At 66.9% G+C, this 21,150-nt stretch carries 18 protein-coding genes and 2 tRNA genes; 7 read left to right on the top strand and 13 right to left on the bottom strand.

The features are described from left to right. Positions 1–30 precede the first annotated feature (30 nt). The 4 genes from HRU76_11895 to HRU76_11880 form a co-directional block, all read right to left on the bottom strand. Positions 31–116, bottom strand: a tRNA-Leu gene (locus tag HRU76_11895). 143 nt (positions 117–259) lie between these two features. Then, entirely contained in the window at positions 260–997 is a 738-nt protein-coding gene (gene nth, locus HRU76_11890) for an endonuclease III (protein QOJ18244.1), read from the bottom strand. An 18-nt stretch (positions 998–1,015) separates the two neighbouring features. Continuing rightward, positions 1,016–1,942 (bottom strand): MBL fold metallo-hydrolase, encoded by a 927-nt coding sequence (locus tag HRU76_11885; GenBank protein ID QOJ18243.1) that lies wholly within the window; start codon positions 1,940–1,942, stop codon positions 1,016–1,018. Between the two features lie 51 nt (positions 1,943–1,993). Further along, positions 1,994–3,106, bottom strand: coding sequence for a PilT/PilU family type 4a pilus ATPase (locus HRU76_11880; GenBank protein QOJ18242.1), 1,113 nt, complete (start codon positions 3,104–3,106; stop codon positions 1,994–1,996). A 165-nt stretch (positions 3,107–3,271) separates the two neighbouring features. On the opposite strand from HRU76_11880, the gene HRU76_11875 reads away from it, so the two are divergent. From HRU76_11875 to HRU76_11855, 5 genes are all read left to right on the top strand, one after another. Then, positions 3,272–3,511 carry a hypothetical protein gene (locus HRU76_11875; GenBank protein ID QOJ18241.1) on the top strand — a complete coding sequence of 80 codons (240 nt, stop codon included), beginning with the start codon at positions 3,272–3,274 and terminating at the stop codon, positions 3,509–3,511. Then, the gene (locus HRU76_11870) at positions 3,498–3,905 is read left to right on the top strand and encodes a PIN domain-containing protein (protein QOJ18240.1); all 408 of its coding nucleotides are present in this window, start codon (positions 3,498–3,500) and stop codon (positions 3,903–3,905) included. The genes HRU76_11875 and HRU76_11870 overlap by 14 nt, the downstream gene beginning before the upstream one ends. A gap of 2 nt (positions 3,906–3,907) precedes the next feature. Then, positions 3,908–5,554 carry an acyl-CoA carboxylase subunit beta gene (locus HRU76_11865; protein ID QOJ18239.1) on the top strand — a complete coding sequence of 549 codons (1,647 nt, stop codon included), beginning with the start codon at positions 3,908–3,910 and terminating at the stop codon, positions 5,552–5,554. Between the two features lie 91 nt (positions 5,555–5,645). Next, positions 5,646–6,719 carry an aspartate-semialdehyde dehydrogenase gene (locus tag HRU76_11860; protein QOJ18238.1) on the top strand — a complete coding sequence of 358 codons (1,074 nt, stop codon included), beginning with the start codon at positions 5,646–5,648 and terminating at the stop codon, positions 6,717–6,719. Positions 6,720–6,747: 28 nt separating this feature from the next. Continuing rightward, the gene (locus tag HRU76_11855; protein QOJ18237.1) at positions 6,748–8,175 is read left to right on the top strand and encodes an NAD(P)/FAD-dependent oxidoreductase; all 1,428 of its coding nucleotides are present in this window, start codon (positions 6,748–6,750) and stop codon (positions 8,173–8,175) included. Between the two features lie 137 nt (positions 8,176–8,312). Here HRU76_11855 and HRU76_11850 read toward each other — a convergent pair whose 3' ends face one another. The 5 genes from HRU76_11850 to nhaA form a co-directional block, all read right to left on the bottom strand. Next, positions 8,313–8,900, bottom strand: a complete 588-nt coding sequence (locus HRU76_11850; protein QOJ18236.1) for a hypothetical protein — start codon at positions 8,898–8,900, stop codon at positions 8,313–8,315. A gap of 521 nt (positions 8,901–9,421) precedes the next feature. Further along, on the bottom strand, positions 9,422–10,123 hold the full coding sequence (locus HRU76_11845; GenBank protein QOJ18235.1) for a helix-turn-helix domain-containing protein: 702 nt from the start codon (positions 10,121–10,123) through the stop codon (positions 9,422–9,424). A gap of 226 nt (positions 10,124–10,349) precedes the next feature. Then, a tRNA-Ile gene (locus tag HRU76_11840) sits at positions 10,350–10,423 on the bottom strand. A gap of 52 nt (positions 10,424–10,475) precedes the next feature. Continuing rightward, positions 10,476–11,762: an NAD(P)/FAD-dependent oxidoreductase gene (locus tag HRU76_11835; protein QOJ18234.1), complete on the bottom strand. Its 1,287-nt coding sequence runs from the start codon at positions 11,760–11,762 to the stop codon at positions 10,476–10,478. A gap of 15 nt (positions 11,763–11,777) precedes the next feature. After that, positions 11,778–13,082: a Na+/H+ antiporter NhaA gene (gene nhaA / locus HRU76_11830; GenBank protein QOJ19178.1), complete on the bottom strand. Its 1,305-nt coding sequence runs from the start codon at positions 13,080–13,082 to the stop codon at positions 11,778–11,780. 270 nt (positions 13,083–13,352) lie between these two features. On the opposite strand from nhaA, the gene HRU76_11825 reads away from it, so the two are divergent. After that, positions 13,353–14,240: a hypothetical protein gene (locus tag HRU76_11825; GenBank protein ID QOJ18233.1), complete on the top strand. Its 888-nt coding sequence runs from the start codon at positions 13,353–13,355 to the stop codon at positions 14,238–14,240. Between the two features lie 127 nt (positions 14,241–14,367). On the opposite strand, the gene HRU76_11820 is transcribed toward HRU76_11825, so the two are convergent. From HRU76_11820 to HRU76_11805, 4 genes are all read right to left on the bottom strand, one after another. Next, the gene (locus HRU76_11820) at positions 14,368–14,631 is read right to left on the bottom strand and encodes a hypothetical protein (GenBank protein QOJ16076.1); all 264 of its coding nucleotides are present in this window, start codon (positions 14,629–14,631) and stop codon (positions 14,368–14,370) included. A 33-nt stretch (positions 14,632–14,664) separates the two neighbouring features. Then, positions 14,665–15,267, bottom strand: coding sequence for a cyclodeaminase/cyclohydrolase family protein (locus HRU76_11815; GenBank protein ID QOJ18232.1), 603 nt, complete (start codon positions 15,265–15,267; stop codon positions 14,665–14,667). Further along, on the bottom strand, positions 15,267–17,339 hold the full coding sequence (gene pheT, locus HRU76_11810; GenBank protein ID QOJ18231.1) for a phenylalanine--tRNA ligase subunit beta: 2,073 nt from the start codon (positions 17,337–17,339) through the stop codon (positions 15,267–15,269). Before pheT ends, HRU76_11815 begins: the two co-directional genes overlap by 1 nt. Positions 17,340–17,571: 232 nt before the next feature. Next, positions 17,572–18,312 carry an N-acetylmuramoyl-L-alanine amidase gene (locus HRU76_11805; protein ID QOJ18230.1) on the bottom strand — a complete coding sequence of 247 codons (741 nt, stop codon included), beginning with the start codon at positions 18,310–18,312 and terminating at the stop codon, positions 17,572–17,574. Between the two features lie 245 nt (positions 18,313–18,557). Between HRU76_11805 and HRU76_11800 the strand changes: the two genes are divergently transcribed. Next, complete coding sequence (locus tag HRU76_11800) at positions 18,558–21,101, top strand: DNA gyrase subunit B (GenBank protein QOJ18229.1); 2,544 nt, start codon at positions 18,558–18,560, stop codon at positions 21,099–21,101. The last annotated feature ends 49 nt before the right edge of the window (positions 21,102–21,150 follow it).

The following is a 21,150-nucleotide window of genomic DNA, read 5'->3' as shown; positions in this document are numbered from 1 at the left end:
GAGCGGGGCGGGAGACATCGGCTTGACGAATGCGGATGAGAGGACTTGAACCTCCAAGGGATTTTACTCCCACCAGAACCTGAATCTGGCGCGTCTGCCAATTTCGCCACATCCGCCCGGCTTGGTGAACCGATCATATCCGCGCCCACGATTCGGGCAACCAGTCGGATCACGACACCTTTCGCCGCCCCCTTCCCCGCATACGGCTGGACGGACCGCCGGGTTCGGCTCGGCGCCTCGGACGGGTACCCGCCGACGTCTAACGTGCGTTGACGCAGAACTTGCGGCAGATGGCGTCCTCGGCGCACCCTCCGCCCCGCGCCTTGCACACACGCCGACCGTGAAAAATCAGCAGGTGGCTCAGCAGGCACCAATCCTGTCGGGGGAAGAGGGCCATCAGGTCGCGCTCGATGTCGGCGGGATCGGTGTGCCGGGAGAGACCCATCCGACCCGCCAGTCGGGCAACGTGCGTATCCACCACCACCCCCTCGTTGATGCCGAAGGCGTTGCCCAGCACCACGTTGGCGGTCTTGCGGGCCACGCCGCGCAGGGTGAGCAGGTCGCCCATCGAGTTCGGCACGCGTCCGCCAAAGCGCTCCACGATGGTGGTCATCGCGGCGTGAACGGCCCTGGCCTTGTTGCGCCAGAAGTTCAGAGTGCGCAGATAGGGCTCGATGTCCGCGGGTGTGGCCCGCGCGTAGTCGGCCGGCGTGGGGAACCGAGCGAAGAGCGCCGGTGTCGCCTTGTTCACACCCACGTCGGTGCTCTGGGCGGAGAGGATGGTGGCGATGAGCAGCTCGTGAGGATTCGAGTAGGTGAGTTCGCAGTGCGCCTCGGGGTAGCGCTGCCGAAGCGCCTCGAACAGCCGCCGAGCGCGGGCCTTCTGCGCCGCGGTCTTGCGCGGCAGTTCGTCCGCCCCGCGGCGGACATTCCTGCGAACGGTCTGGCGGCGAGCAGGCATGATCGAGAACCTCCTTGCAAAGCGCTTCGCGGCCATCGGAAAGGCCAGTGGTCATCAGGTCCGGGTGGGTGTGGGCGATTCCCGCTGATCCATCCAGCGAAGAATGCCTGTCAGGTTCATGTCCGCGAGTGAACTCTTCACGTAGAACTCGCCCAGTCGGTCGGGCACGCCTGCTCGCCGCGACTCCTCGATCATCCAGTCCTGGTAGCGAACGAGCATCGCGGCCCGGTCCAGGCCAGCCGTCCGCAGCGTGCGAACCCGCTCGACGTGTTCGACGATCGCGTGTCGAACCCGATCGAGATGCCCGGACGGGTCGGCCACTTCGCCGAAGTGCGTCGGATAAAGCCGATCGGCGCCCAAGGCCTGCAAGCGACCCAGTGTTGTCAGCCAGGCGTCACGATCGAACTCCGGCGGCGGGGTCGGCAGTGAGATGTATGTCGGCGCACTGCGAATGAAGCACGCTGCCGCGTCGCCGGTGAAGACGGCTCGACGAGCATCGTTCGTCACGACGAACGCGTGATGATGACGCGCATGTCCCGGCGTTTCGAGCACATCGATCGCCAACCCGTCGAGGTCAAGCCGATCACCGTCCGCCAATGGGTTCACGCGGGCGGCGTCGATGGGCTCGACGCGACCCCACAACGGCTCCATTCGCTCACGGTAGATTCGCCGCGCGCTGTCGAGGAGACGCGACGGGTCGATCAGGTGCTTCGCGCCGAACTCATGCACGTGGATGACCGCTCCCTCGCGGGCCAGGCGCCAGGCGGCTCCGGCATGGTCAAGGTGAATGTGCGTGACGAGCACATGCCGCACATCACGAGGGGTATAGCCAAGTCCAGCCAGTCCCGACTCCAGCGCGGGGAACGTGCTTTCCGGTCCCGTCTCGAGGACCACCGGACCGGCCTTCGTCTCGATAATGTATGAAGCCACCGCCTCGGGAATGCCCCGGAAGCGAAGGTCGATGGTGTGCAGGCGCGACATCCGCCGATTCTACGGCGACGCGACGACATCGCGACCGCGCGGCGCGGGTCTCTACCGCACGCGCGAGATGAGGCGCTCCGCCTGCATCTCGATGCCGCGCACCTTGCTGCGCAGGGCGTCGCGGTTGGGGGCGTAGATCTCCGCGGTGCGCAGGTCCACCCAATCCTTCTTCACCAGGTCCGCCAGCGACGAGGTGAAGTCGTGCATGCCCTCACCTTCCGAGCCGTGGATGATGGCCGGCAGGTCTTCATCCCGCCCGTCGCGGATGCGGTCGGACGTGATGGGCGTATTGAGCAGCACCTCGGTGGCCGGCACGCGCGGCGCGCCTTTCTTCACCGAGGGCACCAGCCGCTGGGCCATGACCGCGCGCAGGCCGGCCGCGAGGGATGAGCGGAGGAACCCGTGTTCATTCTGTGGAAAGAACTCGAGGATTCGGGCGAAGGACTGCATGGTGTCCGCGGTGTGCAGCGTGCAGAAGACCAGGTGCCCCGTTTCCGCCGCCTGAATGCCCGCCAGCATGGTGACGCGGTCGCGCAGTTCACCGATCATGATGACGTCAGGATCCTGCCGCACCGCGGCGCGCAGCGCGGTGGGGAAGTCCGGCACGTCCAGCCCCACCTCGCGCTGGCTGATGTACGACTTCTTGCGCTGAAAGGCGTACTCGACGGGGTCTTCGATGGTGATGATGTTTTCCGAGCGGGTCTCGTTGATATGGTCGATCATCGCCGCCAGCGTGGTGGACTTGCCGCATCCCGTGACGCCGCAGATGACGATCAGTCCCTCGTGAGTGGTGTCGGCGACCTTGTGATAGATCGGGGGCAGGTGAAGCTGCTCGAAGGATGGGATCTTCGGGTTCACGCGCCGGATGGCGGCGTGCAATCCGTTCCCGGCGTGGAAGACGCTGCAGCGGAACCGGGCGCCCTCACCCTCATGGTGGGCGAAGTCGATGCCGCCCTTGTCCCGCAGGGCGTCGCGCAGGTGATCGGGAATAATCTTGTCCAGCAGCTGCTGGGTGTCGTTGGCGTCCAGCGCCGGAGCATCCACCGCGTGCAGGTGCCCGCCGATGCGCAGCACCGGTGGGGCGTGGACCTTGATATGCAGGTCCGAGGCCTCCACCTCCCGCATCTTCAGAAGCAGCCGCTGAATGGTCAACGCGCCGAGCATGTCGCCCCCTTTCCGGAGTTCACGACGGCACTCCCCTGCCCAAGGATGCTGTAGCGTCAGCGATCGGGGGTGGGATGTCAAGGGGAAAGTTCGACGAATCACGTGATAGGGGACTCACGCCTCCGGCAGTCAACCGGAGCCGGATAGAATCGACACGAGGCAGCCATGATCCAACGAATCCGAGCCATCTTTCGACGCGGCGTTTTTGTGCCCCAGGACCGCTGTGTCTTTCCCGAGGATTCACAGGTCGATCTCGAGGTCCGAAGTCTGCTCGAAACGGAGGGGGCCGACACGCGTGTGCATACGCAGGCGTCGATTGGTCGAGTTCTCGCAAGCATCCAATCGAACCCCATTCCCGCCGGAGCGCCCCAACTGAAGCGCGAGGATCTGCATGAACGCCGTTGATACCAACGTGCTTCTCTACGCTCATGATCCACGAGATCTCCGGAAACAGCAGCGTGCTTTGGAGTGCGTGCGCACCCTGTCAGAAGGTGTCTTGTTGTGGCAGGTCGCTTGCGAGTACCTCGCGGCAGCACGGAAGCTGGAGCCGTTCGGGTTCAGTCTTGCGAAAGCGGAAGAAACGCTCGTGGGCCTGCGATCCATCTGGGCATGCCTCCAACCGAGGTGGTCTGCACTGGACAGAGCAATGGATCTCACCCGTCGTTTCAGTTTGTCGTTCTGGGATGCAATGATCGTGGCCAACTGTCTTGACCATGGCGTGGAATCGTTGCTGACCGAGGATCTTGGCGGCACTCCCACTATTGATGGCTTGCGAATCATCAATCCATTTCGCGAATAACCATGACCACCGCCACCGCCGCACCGTCTCCGCTTCGCTCCGCCACGGATGCGTACCGCGCCCTCGCCGCCCAGATCGCGCAGGGCGGCGGCCAGCGCGGCGCCGAGCGCCAGCACAAACTCGGCCGTCTCACCGCCCGCGAGCGGCTCGACCGTCTGGTGGACAAGGGCGGCTCGATCTTCGAGTGCGGCCTGCTCGCCGCGTGGAACATGTACACCGAGTACGGCGGCGCGCCCGCCGCCGGCGTGGTCACCGCCATCGCCCCCGTGGGCGGGCGTCTGTGCATGGTCATCGCCAACGACGCCACCGTGAAGGCCGGCGCGTTCTTTCCCATGACGTGCAAGAAGATCATCCGCGCCCAGATGATCGCCGAGCGCGCCCGACTGCCGCTCATCTACCTCGTCGATTCCGCCGGCGTCTTTCTGCCCCTGCAGGAAGATGTCTTCCCCGACACTGACGACTTCGGCCGCATCTTCCGCAACAATGCCGTCATCTCCGCCAAGGGCATTCCCCAGTTCGCCGCCATCATGGGCAACTGCGTGGCGGGGGGCGGCTACCTGCCCGTCCTGTGCGACACGCTGCTGATGACCGAGGGCTCCGGGCTGTATCTCGCCGGCCCGGCGCTGGTGAAGGCCGCGATCGGCCAGGATGTGACCAGCGAGGACCTGGGCGGCGCGGCCATGCACGCCGAAATCTCCGGCACCATCGACTTCCGCGAGAAGGATGATGAATCCTGCCTCAAGCGGCTGCGCTCCATCGTGCTGGCGGACATGAAGACGCCCACCATGACCGAGCCGCCCTTCCCTGCGGTCGCCTCCCGCCGCAGGCCCGAGGAGGTCTACGACATCTTCCGCACCGAATCCACGCAGCAGTACGACATGGTCGAACTGCTGGGCTGCATCGTCGATGATGAGTCCTTCAACGAGTACAAGCAGGAGTACGGCCGCTCGCTCATCTGCGCCTACGCCCGCATCGGCGGCTGGCCGTGCGGCATCGTCGCCAACCAGCGGAAGCTGACCGAGCGCAAGATGCCCGGGGGCAAGGCTGGCCCCAGCAAGTCGATGAACATGCCCGCCGTCATCTATGACGACTCGGCCGACAAGGCGGCGCGCTTCATCATGGACTGCAACCAGAAGCGCCTGCCGATTCTCTTCATCCACGACACCACCGGCTTCATGGTGGGGCGCGATTCCGAGCAGGCGGGCATCATCCGCTCCGGCGCCAAGATGGTCAACGCCATGAGCAACTGCATCGTGCCCAAGATCGCCCTCATCGTGGGCGGCTCCTACGGCGCGGGCAACTACGCCATGTGCGGCCGCGCCTTCGACCCGCTTCTCTCACTCGCCTGGCCCGGATCGAAGTGCAGCGTGATGGGCGCGGCCCAGGCCGCCAACACCCTGCTGCAGGTGCGCATCGCCGCCGAGGAGCGGCAGGGGCACAAGGTCAGCCCCGAGGAGCAGAAGCAGCTGCTGGACGCCATCAAGGCCTCGTACAACGAACAGCAGGACATCCGCTACGGCGCGGCCCGCGGGTGGGTCGATCGACTCATCGAGCCCGAGCACACGCGAGATGAACTCATCACCGCCCTGCGGGTGTGCGCCACCTTCCCCATCGAAGGCGAGTTCCGCACCGGCGTGCTGCAGGTCTGACACCACGCCCCTCGTGGACTACCATCGACGCGATCCACCGCGCCGGACGCCGCACGCCTCTCCACCTTGCAGAATGACGACCACCCCCGCCATGTCCACATCGTCCAACACCTCTCCCAACCCCCCCACCCTCGCCATCGTCGGCGCCACCGGCGCGGTCGGCGTCGAGACGCTCTCCATCCTCGCCGAGCGCGGCCACCCACGCTCGCATTTGCGGCTGTTCGCCTCGCCGCGCTCCGCCGGCAAGCGCCTCGCCTACATGGGCGGCGAGATCGAAGTCGAAACCCTCGCGCCCGGCTGCTTCGAGGGCATCGACCTGGCCATCTTCTCGGCGGGCAAGTCGATCTCGATCGAGTGGGGACCGCGCGCCGTGGCCGAGGGCTGCTTCGTCGTCGACAACTCCAGCGCGTTCCGCATGGACCCGCACACGCCCCTCATCGTGCCCGAGATCAATGGCGATGAACTGGTCCGCATCAGCCGCCCCACGCTCATCGCCAACCCCAACTGCTCCACAATCATCGCCCTGATGGCCGCCACCCCCCTGCACCGCGCGGCGGGCGTGAAGCGCATGGTCATCAGCACCTACCAGGCCGCCAGCGGGGCTGGCGCCGCCGCCATGGCCGAATTGGAGCAGCAGGCCCGCGACTGGGCCGCCGGCCGCCCACTCGTTGCCCCCATCTTCGGCCGCCAGTACCTCTTCAACCTCTTCAGCCACAACTCCAGGATGCACCCCAACGGCTGCAACGAAGAGGAACTGAAGATGCTTCACGAGACGCGCAAGATCTGGCGTGATGACCGCGTGCGCATCACCGCCACCTGCATCCGCGTGCCCGTGCTGCGCGCCCACAGCGAGTCCATCAACATCACCTTCGAGAAGCCGCTTTCCGAAGATCAGGCCCGCGAGATTCTTCAGAACGCCCCCGGCGTCACGCTGGTTGATGACCGTGCGAACAACCGCTTTCCCGAACCCATTCACGCCAGCGGCCAGAACAATGTCCTCGTGGGCCGCATCCGCGCTGACCCGAGTCAGGACCCCGGCATGGGGCTGGACCTTTTCGTCTGCGGCGACCAGCTCCGCAAGGGCGCAGCGCTCAACGCAGTGCAGATCGCAGAGCGGCTGATCGTCCTGGGCATGGTCCGCCCGCGCGCCATGGCGGGGAGATGAGTCCAGGGTTGGACACGGAGGCCCCGTCATGGTCGTCGGCGAGTTCACCCAGGAAACCACTCTACTCGTCATCGGCGGCGGCCCCGCCGGTTACGCCGCCGCGTTCCGGGCCGCCGAACTGGGGGTGGAGACCGCGATCGTCGATCCCCGGCCTGATTTGGGCGGAATCTGTCTGCACGCGGGGTGCGTGCCGTCCAAGACGCTGTGCGACCTGAGCGCGACAATCCGGGCCGCGTCGGGAGCGGCCGCGATGGGCGCGGCCTTCTCCCCTCCCGCGATCGACGCCTCCAAGGTCGGGGTGTGGGTTGACACTACGGTCGAACGACTCGCCAAGGGGTTGGCGGCGCGGGCGAAGCAGCTCAAGATCACGCGCCTCGTCGGCGAGGCCCGCTTCGAGGACGCCAAACATGTCGCCGTCACTGGCGGCTCCATCCCTCGCGTCAAGTTCCGCAAGGCGGTCATCGCCACGGGCACGCGGCCGGTGGAGCATCCGGACCTGTCGTTTGATGGCGAGCGCACCTGGACGCCGGAACAGGCGGTGCGCCTTGGGACGTTGGCGGCGGCGGCATCCCGTGCGCGGGAGGGCGGCGCCTCGAACGCCATCGCCGTCACTGCCGGCGGCGACTCCGGTCGCGGAGAATCCCTCATTCCTCGAACACTGCTTGTCATCGGGTCGGACTACATGGCGGTGGAGATCGCCTCCATCTACGCCTCGCTGGGCAGCAGGGTCACGCTGGCTTCGCCCGAAGCCGTGCTGCTGCCGGAGGCGGATGACGACCTGATGCGCCCTCTGCGCAAGTCGCTTGAAGCGTCGCTGGCGGAGATCCTGCTCGGCGCGACCATCGATGCGACGGCCGCGGCGAAGTTCGACCGCGTGGTCGTCTCGCTGGGGCGGCGAGCCAACGTGGAGTCGCTCGATCTCGACAGGGCGGGCGTCACTCTCGATGAGCGCGGGTTCATCCGCGTCGATGCCGCCATGAAGACCAGCAGCGCCAGGCACTTCGCCGCGGGTGACGTGACGGGCGGGCCGCTGCTTGCCAACGCGGCGCTCGCCCAGGGCCGCGTGGCGGCGGAGGTCATCGCGGGACAGCCCAGCGCGTTGGATGTCCGCGCGATCCCTCACGCCGTGTTCACTGATCCCAACATCGCCTGGGTCGGGCTGACAGAGAAGCAGGCGAAGCGGCAGGGCCAGCCGTACGCCATCGCCAAGGCCCCGTGGGGGCTGTCCGGCCGGGCGGCAGGTATGAACCGGATGGACGGGCTGACCAAGATCATCTTTGACCCCGGCACGCGCGAGGTGCAGGGCGTAGGGCTGGCCGGGCCAGGCACATGCGAAATGATCGGCGAGGCGGCGCTGGCGATCGAGATGGGCGCGACGCTCGACGACCTAGCCCTCACGCTGCATCCTCACCCGACGACGAGCGAACTGCTGGCGGACGCGGCGCGGGGGGTCTGAAAAAGCGGATGCCTGACCCGCGTCATCGGTGGTCCGAGTCGAAAACCAAATGAACAGGGCCGACTGCTGAGCAGTCGGCCCTGAACGTGTTGAGAGGAACGGATCGACGATCGTGGTCGATAGGTTGCGTGGCGCGTTCAGCGCTTCGAGAGCCCGAGCGAACGCAGGCGCTTGCGGCCGATGGCCAGCCCAGCCAGACCCGCGAGGCCCCAGAGAACCGCCGGCGGAGCGGGGATGATCACGAACAGGTCGATGTCCGTGTCATTGTCCACGCCAGCCGAGTTGGGGGCGAAGAAGAACTCGTCGAACCGACCACGCAGCGGCTGAGCAGCGATGAAGTCTGCCACGTTGACGCCGCCGAACTCACCCGGCACCGTCACCGAGGTGAACGTGCCAAGTTGAACGCCACCAAAGATGGTGTAGTTCGAACCGACGAGGCCGATGTTGCCGGCAGCGCCGTTGCCGTCGATCAGCACGGCCTCGAACGTGTCAGTGTCGAGACCATTGCTCACGGACAGCTTGTAGCTGCCGCCGACGATGTTGCCGCCGAGGAAGTCGATGCTGACGTCGATCGCGGAGATCGCCCAGCCAGCACCCAGCGGGTTGTAGTTGCCGTCGATGAACAACCCAAGGAGGATGGTGTTGCCGTCCAGGGACAGCTTCAGGTTGCCCGTGTAGGTCGTTGAGAACCCACCGGGCGTCGCCGCACCCCTGGCGTTGTTCACGTCGAACTGCAGCGTGGTCGCGGCCTGCGCCGAACCAGCGCCCAGCGCCGCGGTCGCTACCAGCGCGCCCGCAGCAAGTTTCGTTGCCCATCTCTTGATCATGTGCTTCTCCGTTCTCCCTTTCAGGTCTGTTCTTCTTCCCACCACCCACGCCCCGGAGTTGCCCCCCAAGGTGCGTGTGGCCCAAGACCGAACGATGCGCCTTGGGCGCACCGAGCGACCTCAGTGCCAACAGAGTATCCGACATCCGCCTGTCGTACAAGTGGATTCTTCGTGTTTTTTCTGCGAATCGGGTATTTACCGATTCCCACAGGTTCGACCACCCATCCAACGATGCTCCGCCACATGAGGCCCTAGGTTTCGCGTCGATATTGTCCGATAATCACTTGCCCAGAGGCCCAACCCATGAGTCGAACTATACCTTGGCCTTTCGTCCATATCCGATTCATCGCCAACTATCCAAGTGCCTGAAAATAGAAGACTTGGAGCGTATCTGGCCGGTGAATGGCGGTCTCACCCTCTCACGGCGACCGACGCACCGCCAAACCGATCACGCCTGACACCCCCGTGTTCATGGCAACAAGCGGCTCCAGCGCGACAATCCACACATCCGGCCCCCAAGGGATCAACAGCGACACCGGCAGTCCGGCAAGCACCCTCCGATGCGGTTCGATGGGCGGCAGCGGCACCTCGCCGCCGGTCCGGGCATGGAACTCTTCGAGCGTCCGGCCCACCAGATCCCCCCACACTTCGTGTCGCTTGGCCGCCCATCCTGAGGCAGTCATGACTCGCAGTTCGGCGTCCGTCTCCCAGCACAGCACAGGCATCTCATCAATCAGGCGGCGGATCAGCCCCAGTTGCTGATCCGATCGACGCAGCCGAAACTCCGTGAGCCGGAGCTGATCAACCAGCTGTGTGACCGTGCGGTGCAGGTTGACCTGTCCTGGCTCCGCATCGAGATCGATTGACACCGGACGATCCAGCACCACCCCCGGATGATCGGACATCACGGCCCGGTCGAACTCCTCCAGCGACAGGCCAAACGCACGAGCCAGCGCCCTTCGCGTGCTCGGCCAGGGCCTCTGGCGTCCGGTCTCCAGCGCGCTGACCGTGGACTGCGAGATGCCCGATTCCCGCGACAGATCGGTCTGCGTCAGGCCGCGTTGTTCTCGAAGGAGTCGGAGGCGATCCCCGAATGATGGGGCGATGGGAGGTGCATTCATGGCCAATCCTCGGCAGGCACCCGGAACCCGTGATCCCACGGTCCCCTCACACACGACATGATGTCCGTTGAACCCGACACCCCGGTCGCGTCATTCTCCTCCTCTATGCGATCATACCGGAAAATATGGCCCGCGATCAACGGGCAGCGCAAGTTTTTGGCGATCACCGGCAATTTGGATGTTCGACCTCTTGGACGGGATCACCGTGACCTCGCGCTCACGCCAATGGGCCGGCCCGGATTCGAACCGGGGTCTGACCGATTATGAGTCGGCTGCTCTGGACCGCTGAGCTACCGGCCCCATGTGGGGGTACGGGCCATCGTACGGTTCCCGACGGAACTCGCAACGTGGCTCATGTCCCGCCGATCGAAGCACCGGCCACATATCCGCTCGCCCACGCCCACTGGAAGTTGAACCCACCGATTCGTCCGTCCACGTCGCAGATCTCGCCGACCAGGTACAGACCGGGGTGACGGCGTGACTCCATCGACTCGAGCCGAATCTCCGAGAGCGGCACGCCCCCCGCCGTCACCTCCGCGTGCGTGAACCCACGATCGCCCGTCACGGGCAGCACCAGCGAGACGAGTGTTTGCACCAGGTGTCGTCGCACGTCGCGCCGGATGGTCGAGATCACCGCTCCCGAATCCACGTTCGCATGACTGACCGCCGCCTTCAGCACGCGCTCCGGCAGACGCCCGGCCAGCACCCGCCCGACGTTCTGACTCGGATTCGCCAGCAGCAGATGGTCAAGCGAGTGCTCGGTCTCTCCCGGCAGCAGGTTCATCACGAGCGTCGCGCCCGGGTCACCCGCCTTGGCCTCGGTGAAGTAGCGACTGACATCCAGCACCGTCGGGCCGGACAGCCCGAAGTGCGTACACAGTGTGCTGTTGGTGAACGAAGCCAGTCGCGTTCCCCGCGATGACCGCACCTCCAGCGTCGCGGGAAAGGACACGCCGGACAACTCGCGCAGAAAGTGACCGGACTCCAGCACCAGCGGCACAAGCGCCGGAAAGATCCGCGGCGTCACCGTGTGCCCGAGCGCCTGCGCCAACACATACCCCGTGCCGTCCGAACCGGACTTGGGCAGCGCTTTGCCGCCCGTCGCCAGCACGAGCGAGGCGCACGCCAGCGACCCCCAGTCGCCTCGCACGATAAAGCCGTCGTCCGTCCGCTCCACGCCCGTGACGCGACGGGGATGTCGCAGGGACGCGCCCACGCGCTCGACCTCACGCAGCAGCGCTTCCAGCACGGTGTGCGCATCGTCCGTCACGGGAAACAGTTTGCCCGTCTCCTCGCGCTTCAGTTCGACCCCCAATTCGCGGAAGAAAGCCGCCGTGCGCGGCACGTCGAAGCGACGCAGCACCTTGGCGATCGCCGGGCGAGTCGAGCCCGCATACGCCCGCTCGTCCACTTCATCGTGGGTCACGTTGCAGCGCCCGCCGCCTGCCACGAGAATCTTGGCGCCGATCACCTTCGCCCCGTCCAGCAGAACAATCCTGCGAGCCGGGTTGGTTCGCCCCGCCCAGATGGCCGTCATCAGCCCCGCCGCCCCGGCGCCCACGATCACGATGTCGGCCCGTTCACGCACGTCGGAGTGTATGGTGGCTGCGCGACGATCGGGGACGAGAGGGATGCGCATCAACGGACATCGCCGTCATGCGTGCGCGTCGTCCCTGACCGCGCCGCCGCCCGCGCGAAGCAGCAGGAACCCGGTCACGCCCGAGACCAGCGACCCGGCGAGGATGCCCATCTTGGCGGCGTCGAGCGTGTCGTGGTCGCGGAAGGCCAGGTTGGCGATGAAGAGCGACATGGTGAAGCCGATGCCGGCGAGGAAGCCCGTGCCCACGATGTGCCGCCAGGCGGCGCCTTCGGGCAGCTTGCACAGCCCGCTCTTGACTGCCAGCCAGACCGTGAGAATCAGCCCCAGCGGCTTGCCGACCACCAGCCCGAGCACGATGCCCAGCCCCGCACCGCTGGTGATGGCGCCGACGGCGCCGTCGCCGATGGTGACGCCCGCGTTGGCCAGTGCGAAGACGGGCATGATGAGGTAGGCCACCCAGGGGTGGATGCCGTGCTCGAGCCGGTTGAGCGGCGTCTGCACGTACTCGCACGCCACCTGCAGGCCGCGCACCGCGCCCTGACGACGCTCGTTGGTCATGATGTTGTCGCGGTCGCCCCCGGCGTCCTCGAACTCCTTGATGGCGCGGCGGGCGAAGATGGTGAAGGCCTCGCCGTTGATGCGCATGCTGGCGGGAATGGTCAGGGCCATCAGCACACCGCCGATGGTGGCGTGGACGCCTGACTGGAGCAGAAAGACCCACATCAACACGCCGATGACGGCATAGCAGATGGGCGTGCGGACGCCCAGCCGGTTGGCGATGATCGAGGCCACCAGGAAGCCGTTGGCGACCAGGAAGGAGAACATCGAAATCTCGCTGGTGTAGAACAGCGCGATGACGATGACGGCGGCGATGTCGTCCACGATGGCCAGCGCCGTGAGAAACACCTTGAGCGACAGCGGGATGCGCCTGCCCAGCATGGCCATCACACCCACGGCGAAGGCGATGTCGGTGGCGGTGGGAATGGCCCAGCCGCGCACGTTCTCGGTGCCCGTGTTGCACAGCACGAAAATCAGCGCCGGAGCGGCCATGGCGCCAAGCGCGGCGACGATCGACAGCATGGCCTTACGCGGCGAGGCCAGCTCGCCCACCAGCAGCTCGCGCTTGATCTCCAGCCCCACAACGAAGAAGAACACGGCCATCAGCGCGTCGTTGACGAAGTGCGCCAGCGAGAGCGTGAGCGCGTGATCGCCGAACTCCACGCTCACATCGGTGTGCCAGAAGTGGTGGTACGACTCGCTCCACGGCGAGTTGGCCCAGACCACGGCGAACATGGTGCAGACCAGCAGCAGCACGCCCGCAGCCGCCTCGACGCGCAGGAACCCGTGGATCGGGGACATCAGCACGTCGATCGGCCGACCGGGCACATCGGGTCGGAGCTGGGGGATATGGGCCACGTGGTTCCTCCAGGTTCGTTCAGGACGCCTTGGTAGCCGCCGCCGGGAAGTCCGTCAACCGGAGCGTCCCTTCAGGCCCGATATTCGCGCCAGGTCGTCCGTGCGGCTTTGGCGTGCGTGATCGCGGGCGATTCCGTCGGATTCGCTGAACCGGAGCGCGTTACCGGTCGATGATCGCGCGGAGCCGTTCCGCGCCCACGAAAGGAAGATGCCGTGGAAACCGCCGTCAATCGACACTTCGCCATCGCCCTGAAGGAGCTTCGCTCCGCGGTCACCTGGTGCTGCTGGCTGCTGGGCCTGGCGCTGGCGGTGCAGGTGGTGGCGTGGTCGCTGCTGACGTACACGGACATGCGATACACGCGGATCGTGGAACGCGCCGACGAGCACGCCACGACCATCGTGACGCCGGAGGAGCGGCGCCGCCAGTCGATCCGCGAGGCCGCGTCGGTGGAAGCCGATCCCGACGTCGAACCCGCCGATGTGAACCGGCAGTACTCCAGCCAGGATCGCATCCTCGGACTGGCCGTGGGCGTGGCCGGCGCCGCGGGCACCATGGGAACTCTCGCGCTGCTGCCGCTTCTGGGGTTGGGCGTGGTGCTGGCCGCCGGGTCCGCCACCAGGGGCGTGGACCGCGCCGCCGGGGCGTTCGTCTGGGCGGTGGTGCTGGTGATGATCACGCTGCCGTGGGGGCTGGTCTTCGAGGCCCTGCCCTTCGACGGGCTGTTCGTCTCCTACGCCACGCTGACGAGCGAGGTGGAGGCGGCGCGTGGCATCACCCTGGGCGGCGAAGCCGAACCTACCGGCGGAGGCATCTTGTTCTATGGTCGCTACCTGATCCTGCCGGTGGCGGGAATGGCCGGCATCACGGCCATCGGGCTGCGCTTCCGCGCCGGCGTGGAGGAAGGGCTCCTGCCACGCGAGAACTTCCGGCTCGACCCGCAGCTCGAGAAGGAAGTCGCCAAGATCAAGCCGGGCAGTCTGGTGGGCGGCGGACGCACCGCCGGGGCGCTCCAGTCCACCATCACCAGGAATGACGAACCCGCGCCAGGACGGTCCATCCGCCAGGTCTCGCCCGGCGAGCCGCTGAAGCGGCTGATTTGAAACGATCGGACCCATGGTGCAGACGTCCCCGCCCGCAGCAGGTGGCGCAGGCGTCCGCGCCTGCGTTCACTCGACCCGCCTCAACGGCGCGAGGATCGATGCCTCTCACAACCCGACCGCTTCGACCTCACATCGCCCGAAACAGCCGCTGATTCGTGCCATCCGGCCCGATCCTGGCCCGCACCGCGGCGGCGCATCTGGGGCAGCGGCCCTCGTATGCCGTGGCGGCGTCGTTGCGGTAGATGCGACCGTAGACGTGGCAGCACTGAAACCAGATGGAGAGCCACGGGCGGCGCGATCGTGAGCCCGGAGCGCGGACCGAACGCTCGCCCGCGCGGGAACCAGGCGACGACACACCCTCGATTTCCACGATGTCCTCGGGATCGCGCACGCGTGGATTATCGACGCGTCGGCCGCCGCCGCTTCAGCGGCACGCCTGCTCGATGCGGTCGCGCAGCGCGCGGGCGGCGGGGAGTTGCGCGTCCAGCGATTGCTCCAGCAGCGATCGTCGCGTCCCGTCGCTGAGGAGGGGCAGATTGATGCGCACATTCCACGCCGCCGAGGCCGCCGCCGCTTCCGCCAGCACCGCCGCGATGGCCAGATCGCTTCGCAGGTACTCGTTGGACTTCCCGACCAGGCGGTCGCACCAGTCCAGCACGTCCAGCGACCTGACAAGAACGCGGCTGGGAACGTCGATGGCCCGGTCCACCGCGCCGTGCCACGCGGCGACGCGGGTCGGATCGTCCTCCGGCAGCTTCTGCAAGGCGTTCAGTTCGTGGTACGCGGCGGCATCCCTGTCGGCGAGCGTCAGCGACAACTGCCGCGTCTCGGTCAGCGCCGCCAGCGCCTCATCATGGAGCGGAGCGTATTCGGCAAGTTTCTTCTTGCCGCGCGAGTACTCGACGACCATCGACGCCAGTCCCGCCGCCAGTCCGAGCGTGACGGCCGCCACGGCGCCGCCGCCGGGCGTGGGCGACCTGGACGCCAGCGACTGCAGAATGTCCGAGAGCCGCTCACTGGCCAGCATTACGACCCCGCCCGAATGACCGCCCCAAGCCCATCACACAGCGCGGCGACCGTCGCCTCCACCTGCGGATCGACTTCCTCGTGCTTCAGCGTGCGATCCGCCGCGCGAAAACGCAGCCGCAGCGTGACTGACTTGCGCCCCTTCTCGATCGGCTTGCCCCGGAAGGCCGTGATGAACTCCACGCCCTCCAGCATGGAGAGGGCGAGTCCCTCGACCTGCGCCCGAATGGCGTCCCAGGTCGTGGCTTCGGACACAATGGCGGAAACGTCGCGCTCGATGGCGGGAAACGCCGGCATGGGCTCCACGCGCGCCTGGGGCGGATAGCGATCGAGCAGCGCGCTCACGTCAAGTTCCGCCGCGGCGAACGTGCCTTCGAGTCCGACGTGCCGGGTCACGACCGGCGTCAGGACGCCGAACCATCCCAGGGGTGCGCCGTCGAGCGCCAGCGCGGCCGCCGCCCCCGGCTGGAGCCATGACGGCGTCGCGCCGCCCGCGTCGCAGGGCCGCACCTCCAGCCGCGCATGCCGCCCCGCCAGCAGGTGCGCCAGCCGCTCGATCGCCCCGCGCAGGGGACGCAGCCCCAGCGACAGGTCATCCACGTCCGCCAGCAGGCCCAGACGGCGGGTCTCGCGGTGCGATGGGCCGACCCCGGACGACGCCGCGAACGTTGCCGCCAGTTCGAACAGCCGAAGCGAACGCACACCGCGATCCTGATTGATCGCCCGCACGCGCAGCAGCGACGGCACAATGGACGGACGCAGGATCGGCTCGGCCCGCGCCCGCTCGTCATCCACCCGCAGCTCCAACTCGCCCGGCGAAAGGAACGCCCGGGCCGACTTGTCGTCGATCAGCGAGTGCGTCACCGTCTCGACGAATCCCAGCGCCGCCAGTTCGTTGCACAGCGCCCGCCGCCCCGCCTCGCGCGGCTGGGGAGGCGTCACGCGGATCGGCATCGTGTCCGCCACGGGAATGCGATCAGTCCCCACCATCCGCAGCACTTCCTCGATCAGGTCCGCCTCACGCTCGATGTCCGTGCGATGCGGCGGCGCGGCGCAGAGGAACCGATCGCCATGCTTCACGGGCGAGAATCCCAGCCGTTGCAGCGCGGATTCGATCGTCGCGTCATCCACCGGAATGCCCAGCACCGCGCGGGCGCGATCGGGCCGGATGGGAATCGGCTCCGACGTGGGAAGCGGCGCCCCGTCGCTCACCACGCCCTCGCACAGCGTGCCGCCCGCCAGTTCCAGGATAAGTTGCACCAACCGATCAGCGGCGGGGTTGACCTGCGCGGGATGCACGCCTCGCTCGTAGCGATACGCCGAGGCGCTTTCGACGCGCCACTGGCGATTGGCCAGACGCACCGCGCCGGGGTCGAAGGTGGCGGCTTCGATGAGCAGGTCCGTCGTCGCGCTGGTCACCGCGCTCAGTGCCCCGCCCTTCACGCCGCCCAGCGCGACCACGCCTTGGACGTCGGCGATGGCCAGTTCATTGCCCTTGAGCCGCAGCTCTTTCTCTCCCTCGCCGATCGGCAGGAAGGACTCGTCCTTCCGCGCCATGCGGATGATGATCTCGCCGCCGCGAATCTTCGACAGGTCGAAGACATGCGTGGGCTGCCCCAGTTCGAAGAGGACGAAGTTGGTGGCATCGACGATGTTGTTGCGCGGAATCTGGCCGATGGCCCGCAGCCGGGACGCCAGCCATGCCGGCGAGGGACCGACCTTCACGCCGCGGATGATGCGGGCGGTGTAGAGCGGACAGCGCGACTTCTCCTGATTGGTCACGCGGATGATCGTTGACGCCGCGGGCCCCGTCGCTTTGTTGACCGGCGCCGGCGGCTTCAGGGTGCGACCCGCCGACGCCGCGATCTCGCGCGCCAGCCCCAGATGACACAGACAGTCTCCCCGGTTGGAGGTCAGTTCGACATCCAGCACCACATCCTTGAAGCCGTCGTCATGGACGAAGTCGTGCCGCGCCTCGATGGGGAACCCTGACATCGTGAGACGCTCGGCCTGCTCGTCGGGCGCGACGGGCCGGTCGAGAGCATCATTGATCCAGCGGCAACTGGCGAGCATGGAACGAGAAAGGTAGCGGAAGGGGCCAAAAGGTCAAAGCCCACGCACCTTCGCGCGCCGGGCCGACGCGATCAATCCAGCTGACGGCGCATTCCGACCCACGCCTGGCGCATGGTTCCGACTCGAGCGGAATCAAAACCGAACACCGGAACCCGGCGGCGCCCGCTCACCTGCGAGTACGAGCCAGGACTCACCCCGGCACCTCCCGAAGGAGCGGGGCGTCATGCGTCGCTCACGCCAGCAGGCCGTTGTGGCGCAGACGTGCGACCTGGGCCTGCATCGCCCGTCCCGGACAGGCGGTGGCGGCCCATTCCTGATGGGTGCGCACGCGCGAGGCGGGCACGCCGAACTGGCGCATCAGTACGCTGACGTGGGCGTGAACCCCCCCCACCTGGGCATCGGTGGGCGACTGCTGGTCGAAGTTGCCCAGAGCCAGCACGCCGATGTTGCCCTCGTTGTGCCCGCTAACATGCGCGCCCTGATAGGTGAGCGGCCTGGCTTCCCACACGCGACCGGCGCGATCCACCACGAAGTGGTACCCGATGTCGCCCCATCGCTTGTTGCGGTGCGACTGACGGATCAGTTCAATGCGCTGGGCGGCGGCTTCCTGACTGGTGGCGCTGAACACGCTCATGCCATCGTGGTGGATGGTGATGTATCGCACCGGGGCCATGGGGTTGAGATTGCGAGCGTCCGGCGCACCCTTGGCCCAGGCGGACCGCGCCAGCACCCCCGGCATGGATGGAGCCACGGGCGCCCCGGTCGAGGGAGCCGGACCGCCGGTGGCCGCCGGGGACGGCAGCGGCTGGGGTCGGTGCTCCGGCCAGGGAATGCCCGGCAGCGCGCTGGTCACCCGGTTCTGCGAGCAGCCCGCCGCCACCGTGGCCAGCCCCAGCAGCAGAAAACTCCGGCGGCCCAGCAGCGCGGCGTCCAGCAATGACACGTTTTCAGGGTGCGGCGTAGACCTGGGCACGGACGACATCCTCACGCTGGGGCGGCGGCTGAACTGATATCGTCCACAGTGTACCCGATGCTCCAAACGCCGTGATTCGAACGTCAGCACGGGCCTTCCGACGGGTTCCCCGGCGGCTCGAACGGGATGGCCAGAGGGTCAATTCCCGACGTGAACGGCGCTCGCTGAAAGGGGAAAAACGGGGTCGCTTCGCCTATCATTTCGGGTCGTTTCCCACCCCCAGATCGGCCCATCGCGGAGCCCGCATGAGCACCCTGTCGAACCCGCCCGCTCACGAGCGAGCAGAGGACTACACCTCGGAATCAATCCAGGTTCTGGAGGGGCTGGAGGCCATCCGCAAGCGCCCGGGCATGTACGTGGGTGGGGTGGGGCTCAACGCCCTGCACCACCTTGTCTACGAGTGCGTGGACAACGCCATCGACGAGGTGATGGCCGGGTACGCCACCACGGTCATCGTGCGCATCGGGGTTGACGGTTCCTGCACAGTCATCGACGACGGGCGCGGCATGCCCGTCGATCCCATGAAGCACGAGAACCCCGCCATCAACGGGCGGCCCGCGGTCGAAGTCATCATGACCGAGGTCCACGCGGGCGGCAAGTTTGATGACAACGCCTACAAGGTGTCGGGCGGGCTGCACGGGGTGGGCGTCAAGTGCGTCAACGCCCTGTCGGAGTGGACCGAGGTCGAGGTCGCCAAGGGCGGCCGCCTGCACCTCATCACCTTCGCACGGGGCGAGGTGGACAAGCCCCTGCACGTGATCGCCGAGCGCCCCGAAGCCACCGACGCCAATCCCAGGCGCACGGGCACCAAGATTTCCTTCCTGCCCGACAAGGAGATCTTCCCCGACACCGAGTTCCGCGCCGAGACGCTCCAGCATCGGCTGCGCGAGCTGGCGTACCTCAACCCGGGCGTAACCATCCGGCTGATCGACGAGCGCGTGGACAAGGACGGGCGCATCCGCGACGAAACCTTCCACTTCGAGAACGGCGTGGTGGGATACGTCGAGCACCTGAATCGCTCGAAGACGATCGTCAGTCCCGCCATTCGCGTGACGCGCGAAGACCCGGAATCGGGCATGTCATGCGATATCGCCATGCAGTACACCGACTCGACCAACGAGCTGCTGCTGGCGTTCGGCAACAACATCGTCAATCCGGACGGCGGCACGCACGTGATGGGCTTCAAGGCCTCGCTCACGCGCACCATCAACAACTACGCCAAGCGCAATAACTTCATCAAGGATCTTGTCCCCTCCGGGGACGACCTGCGCGAGGGGCTGACGGCGGTGATCTCGGTGCGGCTGCGCGAGCCGCAGTTCAACAACCAGACCAAGGAAAAGCTGCTCAACCCCGAGGCCGAGACCTTCGTCTCCAACGCGATCACCGAGCAGCTCGGCGCCTGGCTGGAGGAGCACCCCGCCGACGCCAAGCGCATCGCGCTCAAGGCGGTGCTGGCCGCCCAGGCGCGCGAGGCCGCCCGCAAGGCCCGCGAACTCATCAAGCGCAAGGGCGCCCTCGACTCCGGCGGCATGCCGCACAAGCTGGCCGACTGCTCCACCAGGAACATCGACGAGTCGGAGCTGTTCATCGTCGAGGGCGATTCCGCCGGCGGGTCGGCCAAGCAGGGACGCGATCACCACACGCAGGCCATCCTGCCCCTCAAGGGCAAGATCCTCAACGTCGAGAAGGCGCGCATCGACAAGGTGCTGGGCTTCGAGGAAATCCGCATCCTCATCCAGGCCCTGCAGTGCGGCATCGGCGAGGACTTCGACCTGTCCAAGCTCCGCTACGGGCGCATCATCATCATGACCGACGCCGACGTGGACGGCAGCCACATCCGCACCCTGCTGCTCACCTTCTTCTTCCGCCACATGACCGACCTGGTGCGTTCGGGCAAGGTGTACATCGCCCAGCCGCCGCTCTACCAGATCACGCGCAACCGCAAGAGCCAGTACGTGCTCAACGACGCGGAGCTGTCGCGCGTGCTCAGCACGATCGCGCTCGACTCCGCGATGCTGGTGGTGCAGAACGACGCGGGTGAACCGATCCGCACGATCGAGGGCCAGGAACTCGAACGTCTCACGCGCCACCTGTCGCGCCTGGACGAACTCGTCACCATCGCCGAGCGGCGCGGCACGGCGTTTCCGCACCTGCTCGCCCGCCGCACGGACGATCCGACCGGCCAGCATCGTCTGCCCACGCACCGCGTCTCCTGGCCCGCCGGGGCCGAACTCTGCTGGAGCGAAGAGGACGCCATGCAGGCCGTCGCGAGGCACGGGCTGACGCTCGACCACGTCGGCGCCGCCGACGAGCCGGGCATCGACCCGGCACGGCTGGCCACCGTGCGTGAACTGCACGAGAACCGCGAGCTTGACCGTCTGTTCGGCAAGTTGAAGGAGATCGGCCTTGACATCGCCGACTACACCGCCTCGCAGGATGAGGACGTCACCGGCGCCCTCAGGCCCGCCCGGTTCGTGTGGGTCACCGACCCCGGCAAGGACAAGTCCGAGCGATTCGACGCGCCCAATATTCCGGCCATCCTGCCCACGCTCCACAAGGTGGGGAAGCGCGGCATGGAAGTGAAGCGATTCAAGGGGCTGGGAGAGATGAACGCCGAGGAGTTGTGGGAAACCACCATGGACCCATCCAGGCGCACGCTCATGCGCGTCAACATGGACGCCGCGGCGGACGCTGATGAACTCTTCACCACGCTCATGGGCGAGGATGTGGAGCGCCGACGCACGTACATCGAAGAGCACGCCCTCGAAGTGAAGAACCTGGACGTGTAATCGTCACGAACATGCCTGACGCCGTCCCGCGCGGTCGGGTCGGCGCGAG

This window comes from Phycisphaeraceae bacterium, from assembly GCA_015709595.1.
Lineage (GTDB): Bacteria > Planctomycetota > Phycisphaerae > Phycisphaerales > SM1A02 > CAADGA01.
This window is presented reverse-complemented; position numbering and strand designations above follow the sequence as displayed.

Coding starts and splice junctions, on each gene's coding strand:
- HRU76_11865 (QOJ18239.1), top strand. CDS start 3,908: ATGACCACCGCCACCGCCGCACCGTCTCCGCTTCGCTCCGCCACGGAT.
- nhaA (QOJ19178.1), bottom strand. CDS start 13,082: ATGTCCCCGATCCACGGGTTCCTGCGCGTCGAGGCGGCTGCGGGCGTG.
- nth (QOJ18244.1), bottom strand. CDS start 997: ATGGCCGCGAAGCGCTTTGCAAGGAGGTTCTCGATCATGCCTGCTCGC.
- HRU76_11885 (QOJ18243.1), bottom strand. CDS start 1,942: ATGTCGCGCCTGCACACCATCGACCTTCGCTTCCGGGGCATTCCCGAG.
- HRU76_11880 (QOJ18242.1), bottom strand. CDS start 3,106: ATGCTCGGCGCGTTGACCATTCAGCGGCTGCTTCTGAAGATGCGGGAG.
- HRU76_11875 (QOJ18241.1), top strand. CDS start 3,272: ATGATCCAACGAATCCGAGCCATCTTTCGACGCGGCGTTTTTGTGCCC.
- pheT (QOJ18231.1), bottom strand. CDS start 17,339: ATGCTCGCCAGTTGCCGCTGGATCAATGATGCTCTCGACCGGCCCGTC.
- HRU76_11835 (QOJ18234.1), bottom strand. CDS start 11,762: ATGCGCATCCCTCTCGTCCCCGATCGTCGCGCAGCCACCATACACTCC.
- HRU76_11800 (QOJ18229.1), top strand. CDS start 18,558: ATGAGCACCCTGTCGAACCCGCCCGCTCACGAGCGAGCAGAGGACTAC.
- HRU76_11860 (QOJ18238.1), top strand. CDS start 5,646: ATGTCCACATCGTCCAACACCTCTCCCAACCCCCCCACCCTCGCCATC.
- HRU76_11845 (QOJ18235.1), bottom strand. CDS start 10,123: ATGAATGCACCTCCCATCGCCCCATCATTCGGGGATCGCCTCCGACTC.
- HRU76_11855 (QOJ18237.1), top strand. CDS start 6,748: ATGGTCGTCGGCGAGTTCACCCAGGAAACCACTCTACTCGTCATCGGC.
- HRU76_11870 (QOJ18240.1), top strand. CDS start 3,498: ATGAACGCCGTTGATACCAACGTGCTTCTCTACGCTCATGATCCACGA.
- HRU76_11815 (QOJ18232.1), bottom strand. CDS start 15,267: ATGCTGGCCAGTGAGCGGCTCTCGGACATTCTGCAGTCGCTGGCGTCC.